The organism is Ruminococcus sp. HUN007 (assembly GCF_000712055.1).
In the GTDB taxonomy this organism is placed as follows: Bacteria; Bacillota; Clostridia; order Oscillospirales; family Ruminococcaceae; genus HUN007.
Window position 1 is genome coordinate 2,640,001 of the sequence record NZ_JOOA01000002.1, and the last position, 21,102, is coordinate 2,661,102.

14 protein-coding genes (1 of these 14 only partly in view) are annotated in these 21,102 nt (G+C 43.4%); 9 read left to right on the plus strand and 5 right to left on the minus strand.

Features of this window, described 5'->3' with window-relative positions:
• Positions 1–1,992 carry the 3' portion of a hypothetical protein gene (locus CC97_RS15650; protein WP_044976080.1) on the plus strand. The gene continues 246 nt to the left of window position 1, outside the view, so only the last 1,992 of its 2,238 coding nucleotides appear in the window; its start codon lies beyond the left edge, outside the window; it ends in the stop codon at positions 1,990–1,992.
• A gap of 1,132 nt (positions 1,993–3,124) precedes the next feature.
• Here CC97_RS15650 and CC97_RS15660 read toward each other — a convergent pair.
• Positions 3,125–5,509 (minus strand): glycoside hydrolase family 43 C-terminal domain-containing protein, encoded by a 2,385-nt coding sequence (locus tag CC97_RS15660; RefSeq protein WP_044976083.1) that lies wholly within the window; start codon positions 5,507–5,509, stop codon positions 3,125–3,127.
• Between the two features lie 497 nt (positions 5,510–6,006).
• Here CC97_RS15660 and CC97_RS19140 point away from each other — a divergent pair, with 497 nt between their 5' ends.
• The 8 genes from CC97_RS19140 to CC97_RS15700 all read left to right on the plus strand — a co-directional run bounded on the left by CC97_RS19140 (position 6,007) and on the right by CC97_RS15700 (position 16,842).
• Complete coding sequence (locus CC97_RS19140) at positions 6,007–7,518, plus strand: leucine-rich repeat protein (RefSeq protein WP_049962968.1); 1,512 nt, start codon at positions 6,007–6,009, stop codon at positions 7,516–7,518.
• A gap of 323 nt (positions 7,519–7,841) precedes the next feature.
• Positions 7,842–9,290: a hypothetical protein gene (locus tag CC97_RS15670; RefSeq protein ID WP_156036944.1), complete on the plus strand. Its 1,449-nt coding sequence runs from the start codon at positions 7,842–7,844 to the stop codon at positions 9,288–9,290.
• Positions 9,277–10,575, plus strand: coding sequence for a sensor histidine kinase (locus tag CC97_RS15675; protein ID WP_044976088.1), 1,299 nt, complete (start codon positions 9,277–9,279; stop codon positions 10,573–10,575). Before CC97_RS15670 ends, CC97_RS15675 begins: the two co-directional genes overlap by 14 nt.
• The gene (locus tag CC97_RS15680; protein WP_044976090.1) at positions 10,520–11,158 is read left to right on the plus strand and encodes a response regulator transcription factor; all 639 of its coding nucleotides are present in this window, start codon (positions 10,520–10,522) and stop codon (positions 11,156–11,158) included. Before CC97_RS15675 ends, CC97_RS15680 begins: the two co-directional genes overlap by 56 nt.
• Before the next feature lie 311 nt (positions 11,159–11,469).
• Positions 11,470–12,744, plus strand: a complete 1,275-nt coding sequence (locus CC97_RS15685; RefSeq protein ID WP_044976092.1) for a hypothetical protein — start codon at positions 11,470–11,472, stop codon at positions 12,742–12,744.
• Positions 12,745–12,771: 27 nt separating this feature from the next.
• The gene (locus tag CC97_RS15690) at positions 12,772–14,019 is read left to right on the plus strand and encodes a hypothetical protein (RefSeq protein WP_044976094.1); all 1,248 of its coding nucleotides are present in this window, start codon (positions 12,772–12,774) and stop codon (positions 14,017–14,019) included.
• Positions 14,020–14,132: 113 nt separating this feature from the next.
• The gene (locus tag CC97_RS15695; RefSeq protein ID WP_044976096.1) at positions 14,133–15,503 is read left to right on the plus strand and encodes a hypothetical protein; all 1,371 of its coding nucleotides are present in this window, start codon (positions 14,133–14,135) and stop codon (positions 15,501–15,503) included.
• Between the two features lie 205 nt (positions 15,504–15,708).
• The gene (locus CC97_RS15700) at positions 15,709–16,842 is read left to right on the plus strand and encodes a hypothetical protein (RefSeq protein WP_044976098.1); all 1,134 of its coding nucleotides are present in this window, start codon (positions 15,709–15,711) and stop codon (positions 16,840–16,842) included.
• A 176-nt stretch (positions 16,843–17,018) separates the two neighbouring features.
• On the opposite strand, the gene CC97_RS15705 is transcribed toward CC97_RS15700, so the two are convergent.
• The 4 genes from CC97_RS15705 to CC97_RS15720 form a co-directional block, all read right to left on the minus strand.
• A complete protein-coding gene (locus tag CC97_RS15705) occupies positions 17,019–18,065 on the minus strand; it encodes a Fic family protein (RefSeq protein ID WP_044976100.1) in 1,047 nt (348 codons plus the stop codon).
• A 233-nt stretch (positions 18,066–18,298) separates the two neighbouring features.
• Positions 18,299–18,940 carry a hypothetical protein gene (locus CC97_RS15710; RefSeq protein WP_044976103.1) on the minus strand — a complete coding sequence of 214 codons (642 nt, stop codon included), beginning with the start codon at positions 18,938–18,940 and terminating at the stop codon, positions 18,299–18,301.
• Positions 18,941–19,190: 250 nt separating this feature from the next.
• Positions 19,191–19,967 (minus strand): hypothetical protein, encoded by a 777-nt coding sequence (locus CC97_RS15715; protein WP_044976105.1) that lies wholly within the window; start codon positions 19,965–19,967, stop codon positions 19,191–19,193.
• Positions 19,961–20,902 carry a hypothetical protein gene (locus CC97_RS15720; RefSeq protein WP_044976107.1) on the minus strand — a complete coding sequence of 314 codons (942 nt, stop codon included), beginning with the start codon at positions 20,900–20,902 and terminating at the stop codon, positions 19,961–19,963. The genes CC97_RS15715 and CC97_RS15720 overlap by 7 nt, the downstream gene beginning before the upstream one ends.
• Positions 20,903–21,102: the final 200 nt, after the last annotated feature.

Genomic DNA, 21,102 nt, shown 5'->3' on the forward strand with positions numbered 1-21,102 from the left:
GGAATCAATGATGAGGTTCTGAATGCAGATAAAAACGAAAGAGTTTCATCTCTGCCTGTCGGATATTCAGTCAGTGACGGTAACAATGAACCGCTGGTTTATTCAAAGAGCATGTTTGAAAACAACGGTGATCAGAACTCTGCCGGAAATGTAATAGAAACTGAAACTATCGGAAACGTAACAGAAACTATCGAAAATGCAGAGGAAACAGAAACTGCCGATGCCGAAACAAGAAAACAGAAAAATGTATCCGGAATTCTTATCACCGGTGTATCAATGGTACTGCTGGCCGGACTCATTTTCGTTACTACCAACTGGAATTCAATAGGAAGCGGATTCAAGATCTTTCTTAGTGTTCTGGTTACGCTTATTTTCTTCGGAGCATCATTTTTGGCGGAAAAGAAGTTCGGTATCGAGTCAACATCCAGAGGATTCTTCGTGCTTGGAGTATTCTTTGTACCGATAACCAGTATTTCAGTATTTTTCTATAAAATATTCGGAGAATGGCTTTCGTTTTCCGGTGAGGGAAAAATGCTGGCACTTATGGCTGTTTTCCTTTCATGCGCAGGGGCGTGTGTTCTTATAACCGGAAAATTCAGAAATCATATTTCCGCATTCGGTGCGATGCTGTTTGTTTCAGCAGCGGTATGCTCCCTCGGATTTTTCACCGAATCATATATTGCATTCTACATAATTGCGGCGATGTATTCCTGCGCAGTTATTTATATAAATCAGAAAACACTGGCCCGTCTGGAAATCCCTGTTGTATATTCTGAAGTATTCGGAAAATTTTCAGTATTCAATGTATTTGCTATGGCCTCAGTCGCCCTTGTCTTTGGCTATGCAGATTCAAGTTCGGCTGAAACAGCTGCTGCAGTTATAATGTTTATCACTGCTACTCTGTACTTCCAGCTGAAAACAGACAATAAGGAGATCTTCCTTGTATGCAGTCTGGTGTCAGTCGCCGAGTTCATTTATCTGGCACTCATTGTTTCTGATATCATGATGCCTGATACGGCGATCAGAGCCGAAGAAAAAAATATTATATTTGTATTATGTCTTGTTCCGGCGTTTGCGGTATATAATTTTGTGCCTAAGCTGAAATCAGAGATTTCTGCATTGGTGCTCAACATTCTGATGTTTTCAGGGCTTCTTCTGAACCTGTCGTTTTCAGAACCGGTTTCCTTCACTGCAGCGTTCCTGATGACAGCAGTTTCATGTGCATTATCCCGCAGAAAATATCTTATTTTCACTTATTCGGTACTGCTGGTTCCGTATCTGTACTTTGTACTCCTTGCCTTTGATTTAACTACTGATACAGCATTGCCGGCGGTTTCATATACTGTATGTGCGGTATTTACTGCTTGCAGATTTCTTTCATCAAAATCGGAGCGGTTTGATCCGGCGACCCTTGTGTTTGTAGGCTGGTCGGTACTGTGTCCGGTTTTAACAGCGGTTATATACATAAGTAATATGTCAGCAGTTATTACGTTTGCAGTATCTGTGACCGTATTCCTTGCAGCGCAGCTGCTTGAAAACAGAAGCGGATCCGGAGAAAGCTTCCGTTCTGTTATCTTCAGCATCATATCTGCTTCAGAATACATTATTATGGACTATCTGATAGTGCAGCGTTTCACACCGGATATAGCATCCGGATTCAGCCTTGCATTCACACTTACAGCAGTTCCTGCGCTTGTGCTTTACACATACGTAAAGCCGTTCCGTTCAAAGACAGCACAGTGTATCGTTACCGGAAGCATGTTCCTGTGGTCAGTGCTGCATTTCACCACAAATCATCCTGCAGCATGTGCGGTAGTTTCAGCCGCCGTTATACTTACAGCATTAAATAAAAAAAAGGACGGCAGTGTATACTGTATCAGCTGTTATGGTAACAACGCTCGTTTACCAGTTTACAGTCACACTCGGTTCCGGCAGAGCTGTTTCGGCGGTCATAGTTTCTGTTTTTGCAGCTTTAATGTTTTTCATTTCTGAATATTTTTCAGACAGGTACGAAAAGATCAGGGGCGCCGGCACGGTGTTCATGATCTGTACAATGATATTCCCGGTCGTATCCCGTTTTCCTGACAAGCCGTTCATGTGCTTTACTCTTCTGCTTTCGACAGCAGTTCTGGGACTTGCAGCATACAGAAGAGAATTAAAGGATTCTTCAAAATCAAGTATACTTCTCGCTCTGGCATCTTCTGCACATTTTCAGATTTTCGCATTCCTGCTTTCTGATAATATCCTGTTTGGCAGTTTTTCATCTGAAGCGTTCACTGAAAACGTTCCGATGTATATTGCCTCACTTGTAACCATGGGAATAGTGGCAGCTGCAGGTTTTGCAGTCAGAAGATCATCAGTATTCGTTTCAAAGTCATTTGTCTTTTCTTCACCGGTCATGGTATTGATGACATTCATTATCTATACGCCTTCTCCTGAAGGAAAGTGGGGAGCTGTTGCAGGATGTGCACTTATCATTTATTTCATACTCTGCGGTATGATCTCAAACGAAAAAGAAGCGCAGGTTCTGTATACTGCTGCTGCCGTTTCGGCGGTACCGACACTTCTGTTCCAGAAGTTCTTCCCGGTATCTGATCTGCTCATGCCTGAATACTGCGTGCTATGCACACTTGTACCGTACATTTTCCTTTTCAGGATCTGGAGAGAGAAAAGAGATGAACTCTGGAATGTTCTCTTTGTTCATTCCTGTATCGCAATGGCGTCACTCGGAATCGCTGCGGTCAGCTCGTCGGAACTTTTCCATGTTATCATAATGGGTGTTACCTGTGCGGTACTGATAATGATAACACTTATTACAGGAAGCAAAAGATGGAGCCGTCTCGGAACGGTCACCCTCGTTGTCCTTGTATTTTATGCGACAAAGGATTTCTGGTCATCGCTCGCATGGTGGGCATACCTTCTTCTTACCGGTATTCTTCTTATCATTTATGCAGCTGTCAACGAATACTGCAGACAAACCGGAAGAGAGAATGTGATCAGGGAATCATTCAAAGCGCTTTTTGAAGCGCTTCGCGATAAAAAGAAATGAATCGCTGACCGATAAATGAAAAACAAAGCCATAACACTGACGTTTTTAGTGTTATGGCTTTGCCGTTTTATATTATCAATCCTTACCCATCAGTACAGAGATAATAGCTGTAAGATCAGATGTGTTTACAACTTCGTCGCTGTTTACGTCTGCGGCGAGCTGTTCACGTTTATCGGCAGTGCCGCCGAGAAGAATGCCTTTGAGAAGTATAAGGTCGGCAATGTTTATTTTTCCGTCATCGTTTAAGTCTGCCGGGGTGTATCTTACCGGTGGAGTTGTTTCGGCCGGTGCAGTGGTTTCGGCTGGCGGTGCTGTTACGACCGGAGGTGTCGTTTCAGCTGGCGGAGTGGTTTCAGCCGGCGGAGTGTATCCGGCCGGAAGTTCTCCTGCTGCTGTGAGAATCCACTGCTGACAGAAATTATTTGTAGGACCCCACTGCGCGATGTTGGCACCGTATTCGGCACTGGCTCCTGCAACTTCCATGAATTTTGTTCCGCCTGATGCGAATGTCGATATCATGTATGTGCCGTTTTCATTTCTGGAAAACTTAAAGAGCTGTGATGTGTCTTCAGCGTTGAATGACGCAAGCTCAATGTTTCCGCCGTCTTCTTTGCCGGCACAGCGGAGTGCGAATTTAATGTCGCTTTCGGAAATTATGTAGTAGTAACCCTGGTGTTCTGATGATTTTCTCAGTATCCAGTGCTGGCACTTTTCGCCGTTGTTTTCCCACTGGCGGATGTTGGAGCCGTTCTCCATTACGCCGTTGATGATGTCGGCGACGAATCCGCTGTTTCTGTTTGTGAGTACATATGATACGGAGGCGTCCATTACGGCCGGATCTTCCGTGATAATTTCCTTCTTTGTATATGCTCTCGGAGTTCCTGTGAATTCCGTGGTCTTGTTGCCCCAGATTGTTTTGTTGTCATTTCCGACAGCAGTGAAGGACATTACTTTTTTGCCTTTTTCATCTTTGGCGGCAAGGAATTTTCCGCTGTAAAGTCTGCCGCCTGCGATGATGACAGCATCATTTGAGTCCTTTGCTTCTGACCATGTACCTGTTAAGGCGCCTGTTATTTTACCGTCTTCGGTAAGAGTTATGTTTACAGATTCATAGATTTTTGAACCTGTGTCAGTTCCGTGGTTTATAAATTCGTAGGTTCCGGCAATATCGGATGCACTGTATCCGCCCCTGTCGATGGCGTCACCGCTGTATTCATTAGGAGCGACAACAGGCCATCCCTCAGCGTTGAACTGCATGGAGTGAACACGTACCTCATGGTATTCGGTTCCGCCGTTGAAACGCGTATGGTTTACAAGGTACCATTTACCGTCGTCGTCACGGAGAACGGAGTTGTGTCCCGGAGCCATGTATGCCTGGTCGTTGGTCTTGAATTTGTGGTTGCCCATAACCTTGAGGCCAACTGTATCAAGATTTGTCGAAGATGCAAGCACGGCATTCTTTCCTGAAGGATCAAAGAAAGGTCCTGTCGGACTTGTTGAGCGGAATACTCTCATATTGTATCCGCCGGTGGCTGTAAGGCCGCCGTAAGTTACCCACAGATAGTAGAAACCGGTTTCCGGATTGTATTCGATGAACGGGCCCTCACCTGATTTTCCGTATCCGCCGGATATCTTGGTGCCGAAGTAGCTGTCGATCATTCTGCCGTCGGAAGTCTGTCCGGATTTCGGATGTATGCATTTTCCTGTTTTCGGATCGATCTCAAGAGTGAAAATACCGCCTGACCATGAACCGTAGCACATGTACATCTTACCGTTTGTGTCATAGTATATAGTAGGGTCGATGGCATTCGGGAAGAGCTGGTTGTTGAAGTTTGATTTATTGAACCAGTTCTGGTTGAATGATACCTGACCGGCTGCTATAAGTTCATCCACATTGGTCGATGTGTATTTGCGGTTTACGTTTTTGGTATTGCTCTTTGCGTAGCTGTCGTTTTCCGTAAATCCCGAGTAGATGAGTGTGTCGCCGAAAGTGTACGGACCTTCGATGGTTTTTGAAGTGGCGAAACATATAACTGAGCGGATGTAGGTCGATGATGTGCAGAAGTACATCATGTATGCGCCTGTGGTTCCGTCGGAGTTCCTGAATTCAGGATTCCATACAACATCAGGTGCCCATACTGCGAATCCGCCCTTGCAGTCTTCAAGGTCTTCGCCGCACCATGCAAATGCTTTTTTTAAGTTTCCGGAAAGATCGCCGAATTCGACATTGCCCGGAGTTTTATATCCGTTTGTGAACAGCTTCCAGTTCTGAAGATCGGTCGATTTTGCTGCGTCGATGTGAGAACCGAATGCATAGTATGTTCCGGTTGCAGGATCTTTTACTACAGAAGGATCGTGTACTGATACACGGCTTCGTGCCGCACCTGCCATGGTTCCCGGAAACAGTGACATGAGCATCATTCCTGATACTGCAGCGGGAATTATTCTTTTTAATTTCATAAATTCCTCCAGTTTACATACAAAGTCTTAACCCATAATGAAAATAGAATAATAAGATGACACTGATTATGCCGGAAAATGTGTTATGATCCGGCCGCAATGCGAAATACGGGCAAATCAGCGCACTTTAAGCGTAAACGTTTTCTCTTTTATGTACAGTTACGCTTTATTTACTCATTAAGATTATACACTCTTTTGTTAAAAAAATCAATAATTAAATATTGTGAACTGTTTTTTATGAGAAAATTCGGGCGGGAAAAAATTTTTTTGAAATTTAATATGCCTGTAACCTTCGGTTTTACGTGGATTCATAAGAAATAATACTTTTAAAGTAAAAAGAAATAAAATTTTTTTTATTTTTCGGGAACCTTTGTTTATTCTGATGCATCTAATTATCAGCAAACGAAAAATGGAACTGCTGCACTGAAAAATGCAGTGCAGCATTATACCCCACATATCCATAAGGAATTTTTAAGAAATGAAAGGAAGTAATTATTATGAAGTCAAACAAGATCATCGCAGGCGTTTCAGCACTCGTTATGGCAGCAGCAAACATCGCTGCAGTTTCAGCTCAGGCTGTTGAAGAAGAAGCAGTTAAGAAAGCTGAAGTTACAACAACAGTTGCTCCTGCAGCTGAAGAAGCAAAGGCTGAAGAAGCTGAAAAGCCAGCTCCTCCTGCACCGGCAGAAGAAGTAAAGCCTGAAGAAAAGGCTGAAAAGGAAGAGAAGGCAGAAGAAAAGCCAGCAAAGCCTGAAAAGGAAGAGAAGGCAGAAGAAGAAAAGCCAGCTAAGCCTGAGAAGGAAGAAAAGGCAGAAGAAGAAAAGCCGGCAAAGCCTGAAAAGGAAGAGAAGGCAGAAGAAGAAAAGCCAGCTAAGCCTGAGAAGGAAGAAAAGGCAGAAGAAGAAAAGCCGGCTAAGCCTGAAAAGGAAGAAAAGGCAGAAGAAAAGCCGGCAAAGTCTGAGAAGGAAGAAAAGGCAGAAGAAGAAAAGCCGGCAAAGCCTGAAAAGGAAGAAAAGGCAGAAGAAGAAAAGCCAGCTAAGCCTGAAAAGGAAGAAAAAGCTGAAGACGAAAAGCCAGTTCCTCCTGCACCGGCTGAAGAAGTTAAGTTCAATGCTGATGTAATCAAGCTCATCCAGGACTTCGTAAGCAACATCTCATCACTCCTTCCTGACTTCACAGAATTCGAAGGATTTGAAGTTTCAGAAGACTTCGGCGTTAAGGATCTCAGAGCAGTATTCAGACACATCAAGGATGCAGGCCGCAAGCCGGAAGCTCCTAAGGCACCTGAAGCTCCAAAGCATCCACTCGGTGAATTCACAGGTCTCAAGAAGTTTGAAGTAAGCAAGGATAACAAGGAACTTGCTGCTGAAGACGGCGTTCTCCTCGACAAGGAAAAGAAGGTTCTCATCGCTTACCCTGCAGGCAAGGAAGATGAAGAATTCAAGGTACCTGAAGGCGTTGAAGAGATCGGACCTCACGCATTTGAAAACAACAAGCACATCAAGAAGATCGAACTTCCTGACACTGTAAAGAAGATCGGTAAGGGTGCTTTCGAAAACTGCGAAAACCTCGAAGAAGTTAAGCTTCCTGAAGACGTAAAGGTTATCGAAGAAGATACATTCAAGGGTGCTGAAAAGCTCGAAAAGATCAACAAGCCTGAAAAGCTCGAAGTTATCAAGGATGATGCATTCAAGGGCGTAGAAAAGCTTGATGAAAAGGTTAAGGAAGAACTCAAGAAGCACGAAGATCTCAAGTACGGCGATCTCACAAAGGACAAGAAGATCGACGTAACAGACCTTTCAACGCTTGCACTCCACCTCGTTGGTGACAAGGATCTCGACAAGGATCAGAAGGTAGTTGCAAATGTTCGTGAAGACGAAGGCGTAAACCTTGCAGACCTCGCTACATTAAAGAGAAAGGTTGCAGGACACAAGGAACACTTAGGTCCTGACGCTGCAAAGGATGTTCTCGGACTTGACGAGGAAGAAGCAGAAGAAACTGCTGAATAATCCACACCATTATACCACCGTATAATAATATAATAATCAGTCGAAACGCCCTCCGTGTTTTTACGCGGAGGGCGTTTTGCTGTTGACGCAGATCTGAGAGCGTGGTATAATTACTATATTCTATGTGTGTGAAAATAACATATAATGATCATATACGGGGATAAGGGGGGGATATAAAACTGACACGAATACAGAAACGGTTTCTTCTGTGGTTTTTGTGGCCGGTGGCCGTTATATTTATCAATATGGTTCTGTCTGTAAAAGTCAGTTTATATATCTCCTATCTTCATGATCTTTCGTCCGTTATTTTCGGAACGCTGATCATGATGTGGGGAAGAGGAATCCGCAGCCGTGTCATACACAAACGCACACGAAACTGCCTTACGGGTGTTTCCTGGACTTTGTTTTCGCTTTATCTGATACGTGTATGCCGCTGGGAGTTTTTCGGACAGACGCCGTTTCTTGACCACATATGCTGGTACTTCTACTATATGGTGTTTATCACTGTACCATTGCTTTCTTTTCACGCGGCGGCCGGTATAAGCAGGGAGCAGAATTCCTGCAATACTGTTCTGAAACTCGCCTGGATATCCGGAGTGTTACTGACAGCTGCAACTGCCACGAATGGTATTCATGGAATGCTTTTAAAATTCGGTGACGAGGACAGCTACACCCACGGCAGGCTTTTTTATGTGCTGACTGCTTATTCAGTTCTTATGTCGTTCGGAGTACTGATCGTTCTGATTCGCTGCTGTCGTCTTTCAAAATGCTGGAATCAGATATATGTGCCGCTTCTTATGAGCGGGGCAGGAATGGCAATGCTTGTATGGTACAATATAGTCGGCGGATCGCCGAGGATCTTTGATATAAAGCTTTTTTACATGCAGGATTCCTATTCGCTGATCGTCACCGGACTCTGGGAAGGATGCATGATCATCGGTATTCTTCCTTCCAATTCAGATTACCGGCAGATATTCGAGCAGTCTCACATAAATGCAGTGCTTAAGGAAAATAACGATACAGTGTGGTATTCTTCAGTGCAGGTACAGAGTGACGAGCATGGTGCTGATCTTATTGAGCATCAGAAACCGGTCGCAGGAGGAAACATCACCTGGACGGAGGACCTTCACGCCATACGTTCACTGCAGAATGAGCTCGCTGAGGCAAACGAGATACTTGAAGAGGAAAATGACCTTATCGAGGAGGAAAACCGTATTACTGCTGAACGTCTGCAGTACGAGATAAAGAATCGTCTGTACGATGAGATAGCTGCACATACTCACGGTCAGCTTGAAGAAATTGCAGGTACATTTACTGATACAAAGACTTTTACAGACGGACTTGTCCGTTCACTGCTGCTTGGAACCAGTGTCAAGCGCGTTTCGAATCTCATGATACTTACCGATGCAAACAAGTTTCTTTCATCAGACGAACTTGTTCTTGCACTGCGCGAGACCATGGAAAACTTCAGACTCACAGGCGCCGACTGTGAGTTAAGGCAGGGAGAAACCAGACAGTATCCGTCAGGTGTACTGCTTGCTGTATATGATGCCGTGGCTGCCACTGCAGTAGCTGTTTCAGGAATGTGCAGTGCATTCAGCGTTTCAGTCACACTGGATGATGACACGCTTCTTGTCATTGAAACGGATGCAGAAGATCCTTATGCGGGGGCATCCGGAATATTGAATAAAGCCGGTATCAGGTTTTCGGTTTCAGAATCTGACGGCACGCAGATCCTTTCGACAGGAGGTGCGGTTCATGGATTACTATAGCTGGGATGCCCTGCAGGGCGTGCTGATGCTGATTGCTTTTATGTTTGTTTTCACCTGGACATATCTGCTTATTCGCCTTGTTCAGATAAAGATTTGCGGAAAACAGTGTGCGGCCATCTCGCTCTGCGCTGTGCTGTCGTATCTGTTCTACCATAATCTTCGTGAACATATCAGCGAATGGCCGTTACGGGTTTGCATAATAAGCTTTTCGTTCCAGACCGTGGTTGCCTTTATCACGGCAGTGTTTATTTACCGACAGGAAAAGACACATCTTTCCGCCATGTCGTTCCGCGAAGGATTCGACACTTTACCGGCCGGACTTTGCTTCTATACTGCCGGCGGCATGCCGAAAATGGTAAACTACCGTATGGACAGCCTGTATTTTAATATAACGGGCGAGCATCTTTCAAACGGTGAGGAATTCTGGCAGAAGCTTTCTGACGGAGCGTATCAGTGCAGTGTTTCAGGCGGGAAACAGCCGATCATCTGTCTGCCGGACGGAACAGCTTTCAGTTTTATGCACAGTGTAATAAAGGTGAGAAACGAGGATGTTTACGAGCTCATCGCCTCTGACATCACCGGTCTTTATAATCTGGCAAAGGAGCTGGAGGAGAAAAAGAAGCGAAGCCAGCAGATCAATGCCCGCCTCAGAGCTCTCAATTCCACTATGCGCTACGTTATCATGGAAAAAGAGCTTCTGGCTATCAAGACGAGGATACACGACGAGCTGGGACAGTCACTTCTGCTGGGACGCCGCTATCTCGCATCGCCTGACAAGGTGGATGCAGACCAGATGCTAAAACAGTGGAAAAATACATTCGGACTGCTTCTTTACGAGGAACGTGAGGACTGGCAGAAGCCATACCTGGTAAACACCAGAAGGGCGGAGCTGCTGGGGGTAAAACTCACTGTGGAAGGAGTTCTTCCTGAGGAAGAGCATCTCATAGCAGTCATAGACACAGCGATAGCCGTACATACCACCAACGTTCAGCGCCATGCGGAAGGAACCGAGGCGTATATACGAATCACGGAGGATGAACGGTTTTATAATATTTATTTTACCAACAACGGCAAAGCGCCGGAAAAAGGTATAAGGGAATCAGGAGGACTGCTTAATCTCCGCAGAATGGCGGAGCGTGCAGGCGGCGGTATGAAGATTCGCTCGCTTCCTGCTTTTGAAATGGCACTTAAGCTGCCGAAAGAAAAAATAACGGAGGATTTTGGGGATTATGAATTATCAGGTGCTTATTGCGGACGATTACAGGATGATACGTCAGATGTTTGAGGAGATCATAAAGGGAGCGGGAGGACGCTACTCGCTTGCAGGAACGGTTGACAATGCCGAGGAGGCAATAACATTCTGCCGTTTCCATAAAGTTGATCTTGTTGTAATGGACGTTGTTATGGGCAGCGGCATGGATGGTATCGATGCTGCCGCCGAAATAAAGAAGTTCAGCCCGAACACAAAGGTGCTCATTGTAACGTCAATGCCGGAAAGTTCGTTTATCAGACGCGCGAAGGAAGCAGGAGTTGATAGCTTCTGGCACAAGGAGGTTCAGGACGCTCCGCTGCTTGACGTTATCGACAGAACGATGGAGGGTGAATCAGTCTACCCAAACGCCATGCCGGAGGTCTGGTTCGGCAACACGGTCAGCACAAGCCTCACGGACCGCGAACTCGATGTTCTGCACGGACTGGTAGGCGGTGCTTCCAATTCCGAGATCGCAGGAGATCTTGGAATTTCGGAGCGAAGTGTAAAGCAGCATATCACCGATATGCTCAACAAGACCGGATTCAGAAGCAGGCTTCAGCTTGCGGTAAGAGCAAGGGGAGACGGTATTGTTATCAACGACTGTCACACGGTGTAAAAATCGCATTATCATATCTGGAGGATTCGTCGGATAGAAGATCTGACGGATCCTTTGTTTATTTATAATAATCTTACTATGCAAATGTTGAAAGTTTTCTAACGTGATGCTTCCCTTTTGTACGATGTGAAGCGCATTTCTGATGTGTTATCATAATAAACATAAGGAAACACTGATTAAATCGGAAATCCGGCTTCTCCGGATTTCCGAAGGTGGGATTTGCGGGGCTTCACCCCGGAACCCCACGCTGATTTATGAATAAATCAGCGTTTCCATAATAAAGAAAACCAGAGTCCTAGGGGGTAAAGTTTATGAAAAACATGAAAAAAGTACTTGCAGCACTTCTCGCACTTACAATGACAGTATGCCTTGCATCATGCGGCGAAACAGGCGGAGCAGGAAACGACGGCGGAACAGTCGAAAACAGCGTGACCGAAGAAAAGAAAGAAGAAAGCAAAACAGAAGAAACTGAAGCACCGGAAGAAACAGAACCGGCAGAGACAGAGGCACCGGCACCTGCGGTCCCTGATGGTTATGAAGAAGTGAAACTGGAAAGTGATTATCTTGGCGTAAACGTGTCGTTTGCAGCACTGAATGACGGCAGATTTGTCGGAAGTGAAATAAAACCGAATAAGAGTATGGATCAATATGGTCGTTCTGAGTTTGAAGTTAATTATTATTCGGATGAAAAACATAAGCTTCAGGATTGTGTTAAATACAAAGTTACCATTCAGGCAATATCAAATGACGCTATGGTTACTGAGAGTAAAAGATACAAGGCAATTGAAAACTCTGAATATTCAGGTTACTGGAGTACTGAGATTGAAGATAAAACTAAATGCTACTATAAGCTTTTTACTGACGAGAATACATATATTAATGGCAGAATAATGATATCGGTTGACATGTGGTCCTATGGGGAATGGATGCCGTTGGATGATTATAAAAAAATGACCAACACAATGATTGAATCGATGAAGATCGATATACTTGATACTAACTCACTGAACGATGCAAATGGCGATTTTCCGAATTGTCACGGTACTTATACTGTGCCTGCCAAAATGAATATTGCAGGTAAAGACTGCGATACCTATTGGTATGTCAAAAACGGTCAGGTTCATGCAGCTGTTGATTTCACAAATGAAAAAGGCAATACGTTTACGATCCTGGATAACGGACCTAATGTTCCACAGTACTTCAGTTCACACGTGAATAGTGAGACTTTAAGACAGCTTCAGTTTGGAGACAAGAATGTTCTTGCTGATATCAATATCGGTACTGTTCTGCTTAACAGTGCTCTGGAAGCTGAGTACACAGTAGTGTTTGAGACAGATGGAGAAAAAGAAAAAAGCATTTCATTCTCTGTTTTAATGGGCGGTTCCGGTGATTTTAATTATCTGGATTTCAAAAATGAGTACGGAGATGAAGAGAAAAAAGCAGAATGGGATGCAATGCTTGACAGTTATGCCGAGGAATATTTTAATCAGATTATTTATAATTCCAATACAGCAAATGAAGGAACTGCTGAAGACGAATCTTCAGAAAGCAGTGAAGCTGCAGAAGAAACAAAAGCCGAAGAATAACCGGTATCATAAAAGGGGAAATAAAATATGGGAGCTGATTCAACTCAGATGTGCTGCCCTAACTGCGGCGGTACTATGGAATTTGATCCGGGTGTGGGAAAACTGAAATGCATGTTCTGTGAATCTGTGTTTACTCAGGAGGAATGTGCGGCATTCTTCAAGGACAAGGAATCACAGGAAGAGGCAAAGCAGTCCGGCAGTGACTGGGGCAGCGATGCCGATGACATGAAGGCATATTCCTGCAACACCTGCGGAGCGGAAATACTTGCAGATGAAAATACGGGTGCTTCACGCTGCCCGTACTGCGGCAACACGACGATAATGGAAGCGACATTTACCGGAGCGGCAAAGCCGGATTACCTTATCCCGTTTGCATTCAACAAGCAGCAGGCGATGGAAAAATACAAGGAATACTATCAGAAGAAAAAGCTTCTTCCGAAGGCATTCTTAGACGGAAATACAGTCGAGGAGATACAGGGTGTGTATGTTCCGTTCTGGCTGTTTGACGGTGCTGTTACCATTGATGCCGAATACGAAGCTGTGGACAGGGAAGACACACAGACCGAGACCGTCCGCAAGATCTACCGTGCTGAACGACGCGGTAATATAAAATTCAAAAACGTTCCTGCTGATGCTTCAAAGCGTATGCCGGATGATATCATGGATTCGATCGAACCGTTTAAATTCACGGAACTTAAGGATTTCAACATGATGTATCTGCCGGGATTCCTTGCTGAAAAATTCGACGTTGAGGGCGACGATGACCTTGAACGTGCGGAAAAGCGTGTTGTCAACACAGCAAAGAGCAAAACACAGGAAACGGTAAAGCACGATGAAGTAAAGGAAAAGCGCGGTAACTTTGCGGTCAACTACACTGACAAGAAATACGCCATGCTTCCGGTATGGTATCTGACAACGAACTGGAACGGGAAGCAGTGGAATTTTGCAATGAACGGACAGACCGGCAAGTTCACCGGTGATCTTCCGGTCGATTACAAAAAACTCGGAATTTTTACCGGCATTGCATTCCTTGTTCCGCTTATAGTTCTTTATCTTGTAATGAAGAGCATTCCGGTCGCAGCCATTGCCGGACTTGTTATCGGACTTATCACTTTCTTCGCAGGCAAGGGAAGCATGAAGCCTGTTCATATTGCTACGCAGGCAAATGATTATATGGACAAGCAGGTACGTCTTGTTTATTCGCATGATCAGTACGTCCGCACGGAGCGTAAAAAGAAGGAGCAGAAACAGACACCTGCCCCGCAGAATAAGTGACAGAAACCATCGATTTTTAATTGTTTATTTTCTAATTCGTGCCGATCAGCAGTTCCGGAACATCCGGAACTGCTGACAGCATTTAAACCATGATATTACGGAGGATAAGGAAAATGAAAAAAATGAAGAAAGTACTTGCAGCATTACTTGCACTTTCAATGACAGTATGTATGGCATCATGCGGTGAAACAGAACCTGCAGCTGAAACTGAGTCAAAAGCAGAAACTGAAGCTGTGATTTCACCTGAAGAAATGTATCCGGCAAATATCAATCCTGAGGATATCCATCCCGGTTCAATTAATTCAGATGAAGATACCAGCGATCGCTGGTATCCAAACGGAGATACATCTTCAGCGCTCAGCTTCACTCTGACGCAGACTTCGAAAAAGAATGATTGTGTTGGCCTTTCGTTCTGCCTTTATAAGAAGAATGAATCCGGTATTGAAAATGATTTCATTGATATGCCTCTTCGCGATGGAGGAAATGGTCATGGTATCACAGAGGAGGCAACATTAACGGTTGACAAGAGCAAGACTTATAAGTTTGATCTTACATTTCAGGATAATTTCACTTGTTATGATTTTGAAACAGGTACTGTATGGAAGAGATGTCATCCCGATTATGGATGCAAGGATCAGGAATGGTATGATAACGCTTTTTCAGGCCTTGTAGCATATCGTGATATTTCAAGTGCTAAGCATCAGCAGATCGTTATGAATGCAGATCATACATTTTTAGAATCTGTAACTGGAATGGATGATATGACTGGTCACTGGGCGGTTAAGGCAGCCAATGTTCTTGATTTAATATATGACAATCCCGAAGATTCAGGTATGCAGGTTGTTGATGCCGGTTCACTTCTTGCCGGCGATGCAGAAAATGCTAATGAAACAACATACAGCGATACCTGGCAGCAGGAATTCAATATCTCAGCAGATGGCGTAGTTACAGAGTTTGGTTTATATCCTAAGTATGATGATGACATGAATCTTATCGGATATGATTCTGCATTCGATGTAACAACTGTTGAGAAGATGGAAGCAGATGCAAAGGCAGAAGCAGATGCAAAGGCAGCAGAGGAAGCAGCAGCAGCTCAGGCCAAGGCAGATGCGCTTGCAGCCGGAAGTCCTTATGAGCAGCCTGAAGACAAGAAAGATCTTTCGGGTGTAAACCTTGATCAGGTTCCTGACTATCTTATCGATGGTACACAGGATTATGAAACCTTTGATAAATTCAGGAAAAATATCGGTAAAAGTTATGGAATGATCTTTGAACTTCACGGTACTGCAGAATTTTCCAGCACTTTTGTTCATGTGATTGTTCAAAATGAAAGTGGCCGTCTTGAACAGAAGTTTACCATAGAGGCTGTGGATGTCGATGATCTTCAGAGTATTGTAACAGACGGAGGCCCTATTACCGTAACCGGAGTTCTCTGGAATGACAGAAGGATCTATACTGACTCAGCTCACATAAAAGCTGAATAATCTGAGCAGAGCACTTCCTGTTTTGATATGTTATCATTTCAGGGAGTGTTTTTATGTTCAGGTCTTGTCACCTCGATTATCTTGCAGATGGTCGGGGAAAATTTAAGATTTCGGATCAGTCGGATATCCGGGGGACAGTTGCTTTATACAGAAAGATAGGTTATAATACTATAGTAAGTATTCATGATGAAAAGGGGATATTGACATGAAACGAATGAACATTAAAATATTCTGTCTGGCTCTCTGCACATCGCTGATGATGAGCGGCTGCACTTCGTCAGGCGGGGATGAAAGTGATGTCACTGCGGAAAACAATGCTGAAACTTCTGCAGAGAATGTAACGGGAACGGCAGAAACATCCGTATTGGTGTCCGGTACTGAATCGAAGAAGGCTGAGACCGGAACCACGGCAGTAAGCGGAACGGAAGTATCTGGAAATGTGTCAGGTACGGCGAAGGTATCTGATACTGCCAAAAGCACGGAAAAGGCAAAGGCGTCTGAGACCACCAGAGTACCGGGACCTCCTGCGGAAACGGGAGAACCGGCGGTCGTACCGCATGAAGGAGGAAAGCCTGACACCTATGCTGATCCGGGCGAATACGGTTATGCCAACGATTTACTCTGTACGATGGCACGCGGTTACTACGGCTCACGCACCAATCACAGTCCGGAATTTGTCGAGGTGGAAGGCGAAACAGACGGGAAGGTAAATATCCATCTGTACGATCTGTTCGACGGACATACCTCAACAGCAGCATGGTATTACATCGACCGAATGACCGGAAAGGGAACAGATTTTCTTGAAAACGAGATCGATCTGACTGCTCCTCCGGCAGAGATGTGGAATCCTGATGTTCCGCAGCGCTCAAAAATCGAAGGAGATAAACGCTGTGCAGTTCTGTACCTCGGATATATTGACACTGATATAGAAACTTATATTTCAAATAATGTCTCTTATCAGGAACTGATCCATCAGAATTTCAGCGAGTATAATTACACCTGGCTCGCAGATATGCCGAAACAGAATTACGTGGAAATACCGGACGGCAATGAACTCTATCTGATAATTCCGCGTGATGATGAAGCCAGAGTACGTGTAGGCCGATTCGATCTGTCCAGAGAACAGCTCATCGGCAATGTATACAGCAGCTACAGAGGAGCTCCGTTCCTTCTGCGCTGCAATGTAAGCGAGATCAGACCTGACGCCGAGATATTCATCACCGACAACAGCGGTGAATATCCGGGATTTAGCGTAAGTTTAAGCGGAAAAGACGGCTCGCTATGCGAAAGCGACAGCTATACCCGTCTGAACGAAGACACAGAAGGCCCTGCGGGCTGATAAAATTTAAGCCATAACACTAACGAATGATCTTAGTGTTATGGCTTTTCTGTTAGAGCGTTTCCTTAAGGAAACGCTGATTTATTAATAAATCAGCGCGGGGCCGGGGCGAAGCCCCGCAAATCCCACCTCCGGAAATCCGGCGAAGCCGGATTTCCGGTTTAATCAGTGTTTCCTTAATTCTTTATATATTTCGTACTTCTGCCGGAACCGATTTTTCTGACGGTGCCGGATTTCAACATCTGACCGAGTACTGATTCAATCGTCGTAGGGCTTACATCCGGAAGTATCTTTGTAACATCACTTTTTGAAACAGGTGTCAGGCTATTTAGAACAACAGCTTCAACTCTTGCCTGCTTGGTGATTTTTCTGCTTCCTACAACAGCAAAGCGGTTATCAAGTTCCTTGTAGCATATATACAGCGTGGTCAGAAACTCCATGATGAAATCGGAGTAATCATTAAGGTTTTCATGCCATCCGTCAGATGAGCGTTTAAGGGCATCGTAGTAGTTTCCCTTGCGGATGTTTATCTGTTCTTCAAAAGAGATATATTTGCCGACATCGAAACCGTTTCTGTAAAGAAGGAGCAGTGACAGCAGTCTGGACATACGTCCGTTACCGTCACGGAACGGATGGATACACAGAAAATCCAGTATAACACACGGAACAAGAAGCAGCTGATTGATATTTGGGTTGTCTCTTGCTTCGCGGTATGCAAGAATAAGCTGCTCCATTTCATCAGGTGTGTCTTCTGCAGAAGTCGGATGGAATCTTACTCTTCTTCTGCCATTAACGTCTTCTTCGATTATATCGTTATCGTTGATCTTATACTTACCCGCCAGCGGATCGCGCACAAGTCTCATCATGACTGAATGAAGTCTTAGTATATCTGCTTCGCAGAAATCAAGATCAGCATATCCGGTATGCACCTCAGCCAGAGCGTCACTGTAACCGGCGATCTCCTGCTCGTTATGATTGAGCGGAGCACTTTTTCTGTTTACGATCTCATTGATTCGGTCGTCGGTTGTTACTATACCTTCGATCTGATTTGAACACTTTACAGACTGGACTTTAGCAACAGCAGCCAGTTCGGTAAATACATTTTCAAACTGTTCCTTACGGTTGACGGCCATTACACGAAGAGCGTAAATATCGCTTGTAATGCTTACAAGACTAGCGGGGAGCATTCCGTTATCAAGGAAAGAATAATCAAAATGATGCATGGTCACGACTCCTTTCTGCATATAAGTGTACTATTTTTTATGTAGAAAGTCAATCGTTTCTGCATAAAAAGTGGTGTGTTTTTATGCAGAAAGAAATTTTTATCTGCATAAAAAATGATGGGTTTATATGCAGAAAGTTTTTTTCGGAGGGGGGAGCCCAAACAGAAAGCCATAACACCAATGAAATGATCTTAGTGTTATGGTTTCGTTATTACATATAGGTTCACTGCTTTTTACAGTCGTTTAAGAAAATCTATTAACGCTTTTGCGGTTTTTACAGTGATTGGATCATCAGTTTTAACGATGGATTTTATGATTTTCTCAGTTCCGGCAATATCATCAATAAAATCACCTTTAAGTGTTACTTCTATTCCAGGTTCAAACGGAAATGTACAGAATTTCCTGTCGGTGATAGCGTTATCAATATAGATTTTTCTGATGATTTCTGCAAAATATTCATCTGGTTCAATGTTGTATATAGGAACATACACTTGTCCCGGTCCTATTGAAATCTTCTTCTGGGTGTATTCACATGGATACCAAAAGTGACAAACTTCAAGAAAACCAGGAATCTGTTCCGATATGCATACACCTATTCCCTGATGATTTACATTAGCCGGAAGAAAAACATAGCGTCCATCAAGCATGTTTGGCTCAAATGCATATTTATCATCAGCAAAATATGTTTCAATGAATTTAAAAAGAGGCATATTATCATTTATTCTTTTGATTCCTTTAGGTGATTTCATTGAATAATTAACTGACGGAATTAATCCCCACATTCCAACGTCTGCGATTTGTTCTTTCAGATATTCATTTTTTATCTTTGATTCAAAATTAGACGGCAGTTTTTCACGGTTTCTTTTCGATTCCATAGTTTTTTCCTCCGGTATATGTTCTATCGATGGTATAAGGATAACTCAGATACACAATCATACTATATAAGTATAAATGTAATGTTGATGTTTGTCAAATAAAAAATAATCACCTTTTTTCGGAGGGGTCAATCACCTGAAAAGGTAGCAGGCACCTTTTCAAGGCACCTGCTGCTATTGATAATGTGCTGCTTTGCAGCCCAAACAACCTGTTTGCTGAATCACTGGTTCTTCACGTACTTCGTACCTCTTACGGAACCGATTTATTTGACAAATCCGGACTATAAACTTTTTTTATTGTATTAAGCAGTTCAGCTTTGCTGATATTTATTTTTAAATTTTTAAGATCTATAGGTTCGTCTTCAATTTGCTCAATGAACTTAGTCATATCATTATATATTTCAGGAGAAAGCTGAACTTTATCATTTTCTGATATGATCTGAGCCAGTCGGAATATATCGCGTTTGTGCTTATCGATATTTTTGCTGTCAACAGATTCACCCTGATTTTTGCGATCTTTAAGGTCCAGCCATGCTTTCGCTTTAAATGGGATGATATGAGTGTAATTTAAAACTTGTATTCCGTTTATAAGTACTGTTCCGGTTTTCAGAAAGTCGTAGTATTCATCGTTTAAAAGGATCGCAGATAAACTGGATATTTCATCGGAAATATGAATTGGCATCAGTCTGCTGTTTTCTGAATAATTTATAACATTGCTTTTTCTAGAAAACAGTTCGATTTCTTTGGGATAATCGGGATTTGACGGCTTGTGGAACCTATAAAATTCCGGTTCTCCGCTGTTTCGTTCTCTGGCCTGATATCCGCCTTCCTCGACAAATTCCCAGAAAGCTTTTCCGAATTTTTTATCAAGTGCTTCAATTATGAGGACAATGTCAAGGTCTTTGGTAGATCTGAAATCCAGACCAGCGTCGTTAAGTACAAGACCGCATGCAGCGCCTCCGATAAGAGTGTACATATCTTCAAAGCCTTTGAATTTGTCCCTGAATTTATCAATTCCGTTTACCATTTATATTTACTCCTTAATTCGTCTAATGATATCTGTACGCGTTCGTCTTCAGAATTTTTCAGCGACAGTATCAGCGATATGTCATCCACGCAGTCACCGGTGCTCAGTAATTTCGGATCATAGCACCATTTTTCTAGACATATGTTGTTTCCGGGGTCGATATCTTCAGGTAAAACGATATAGTCGCTGATCAATGGATAATGATTATCAGCTGCGTAACAGATATCGTTATCGTTTATTGCTAACATTGATTTTTCACTGAGAGCAGACAATCCTGATTTTAATAATCCTGCATATTCATTCTGTTTCATGTAACAGTATTTTTTTGAAACCGGATTTATCATGTATTTTTCAGCCTGATCAAGAATTTCATCAGTCTTGTAATTCGGAATCAGATATTTTTTTCTTCCTTCTGTATGATAATCAAATAGTGCGCAGTTTACGAGCGATGAGTAGGCGCGGCTTATGGACATAGGAGTATATCCTGTTTTTTCAGCAAGTTCTGTTATAGTTAGTTTTGCCTGGTTATAAAAAATATAAAGAAATACGAACTGTGTTACAGGACTGAATTTTTCTGGTTCAGCAGATTTGCTGTATTTTTCTGTAAGATATACTGCAAGAAAAGGAAGGAAAATCTGTGTGTCTTTAATGATGAACGGGATATTATCTCTTATCAGTGCTTTTCTCTGGTATGGAGTAATGCTGTTCATGAGCAGAATTACAGGCATACCGGACAGTTCTGAAATGAGCCGGCTCTGTTTTTTATACGATGCGAGAGAGAACTCCGCAGGGGTAACGCATAAACACCGGCATCCGATTATAACAGTTTCTGTGTATGAGTAGGCATGTTTAAGATACAGCGGGAATTTTGATGAAAGAATATATTTCTGAGATTCGATTTTGGCGTTCAGCACTTCATTTATAAAATTTATCATGTGTCCACCTTCTTTATAACATAGTTTTTATTATTATAACATTGACTATGTTACAATGTCAATATCGATGTTAAAATTCATGCCGGAACTTGTTTTTTCTGACTGCTCCGGACTTTACCATCTGACTGGTACGCATCAGTCTACGGTACGTGGATTGACGGGAATGTGTGCGTCGGATATAATGGAAACAGGAGCCGGAC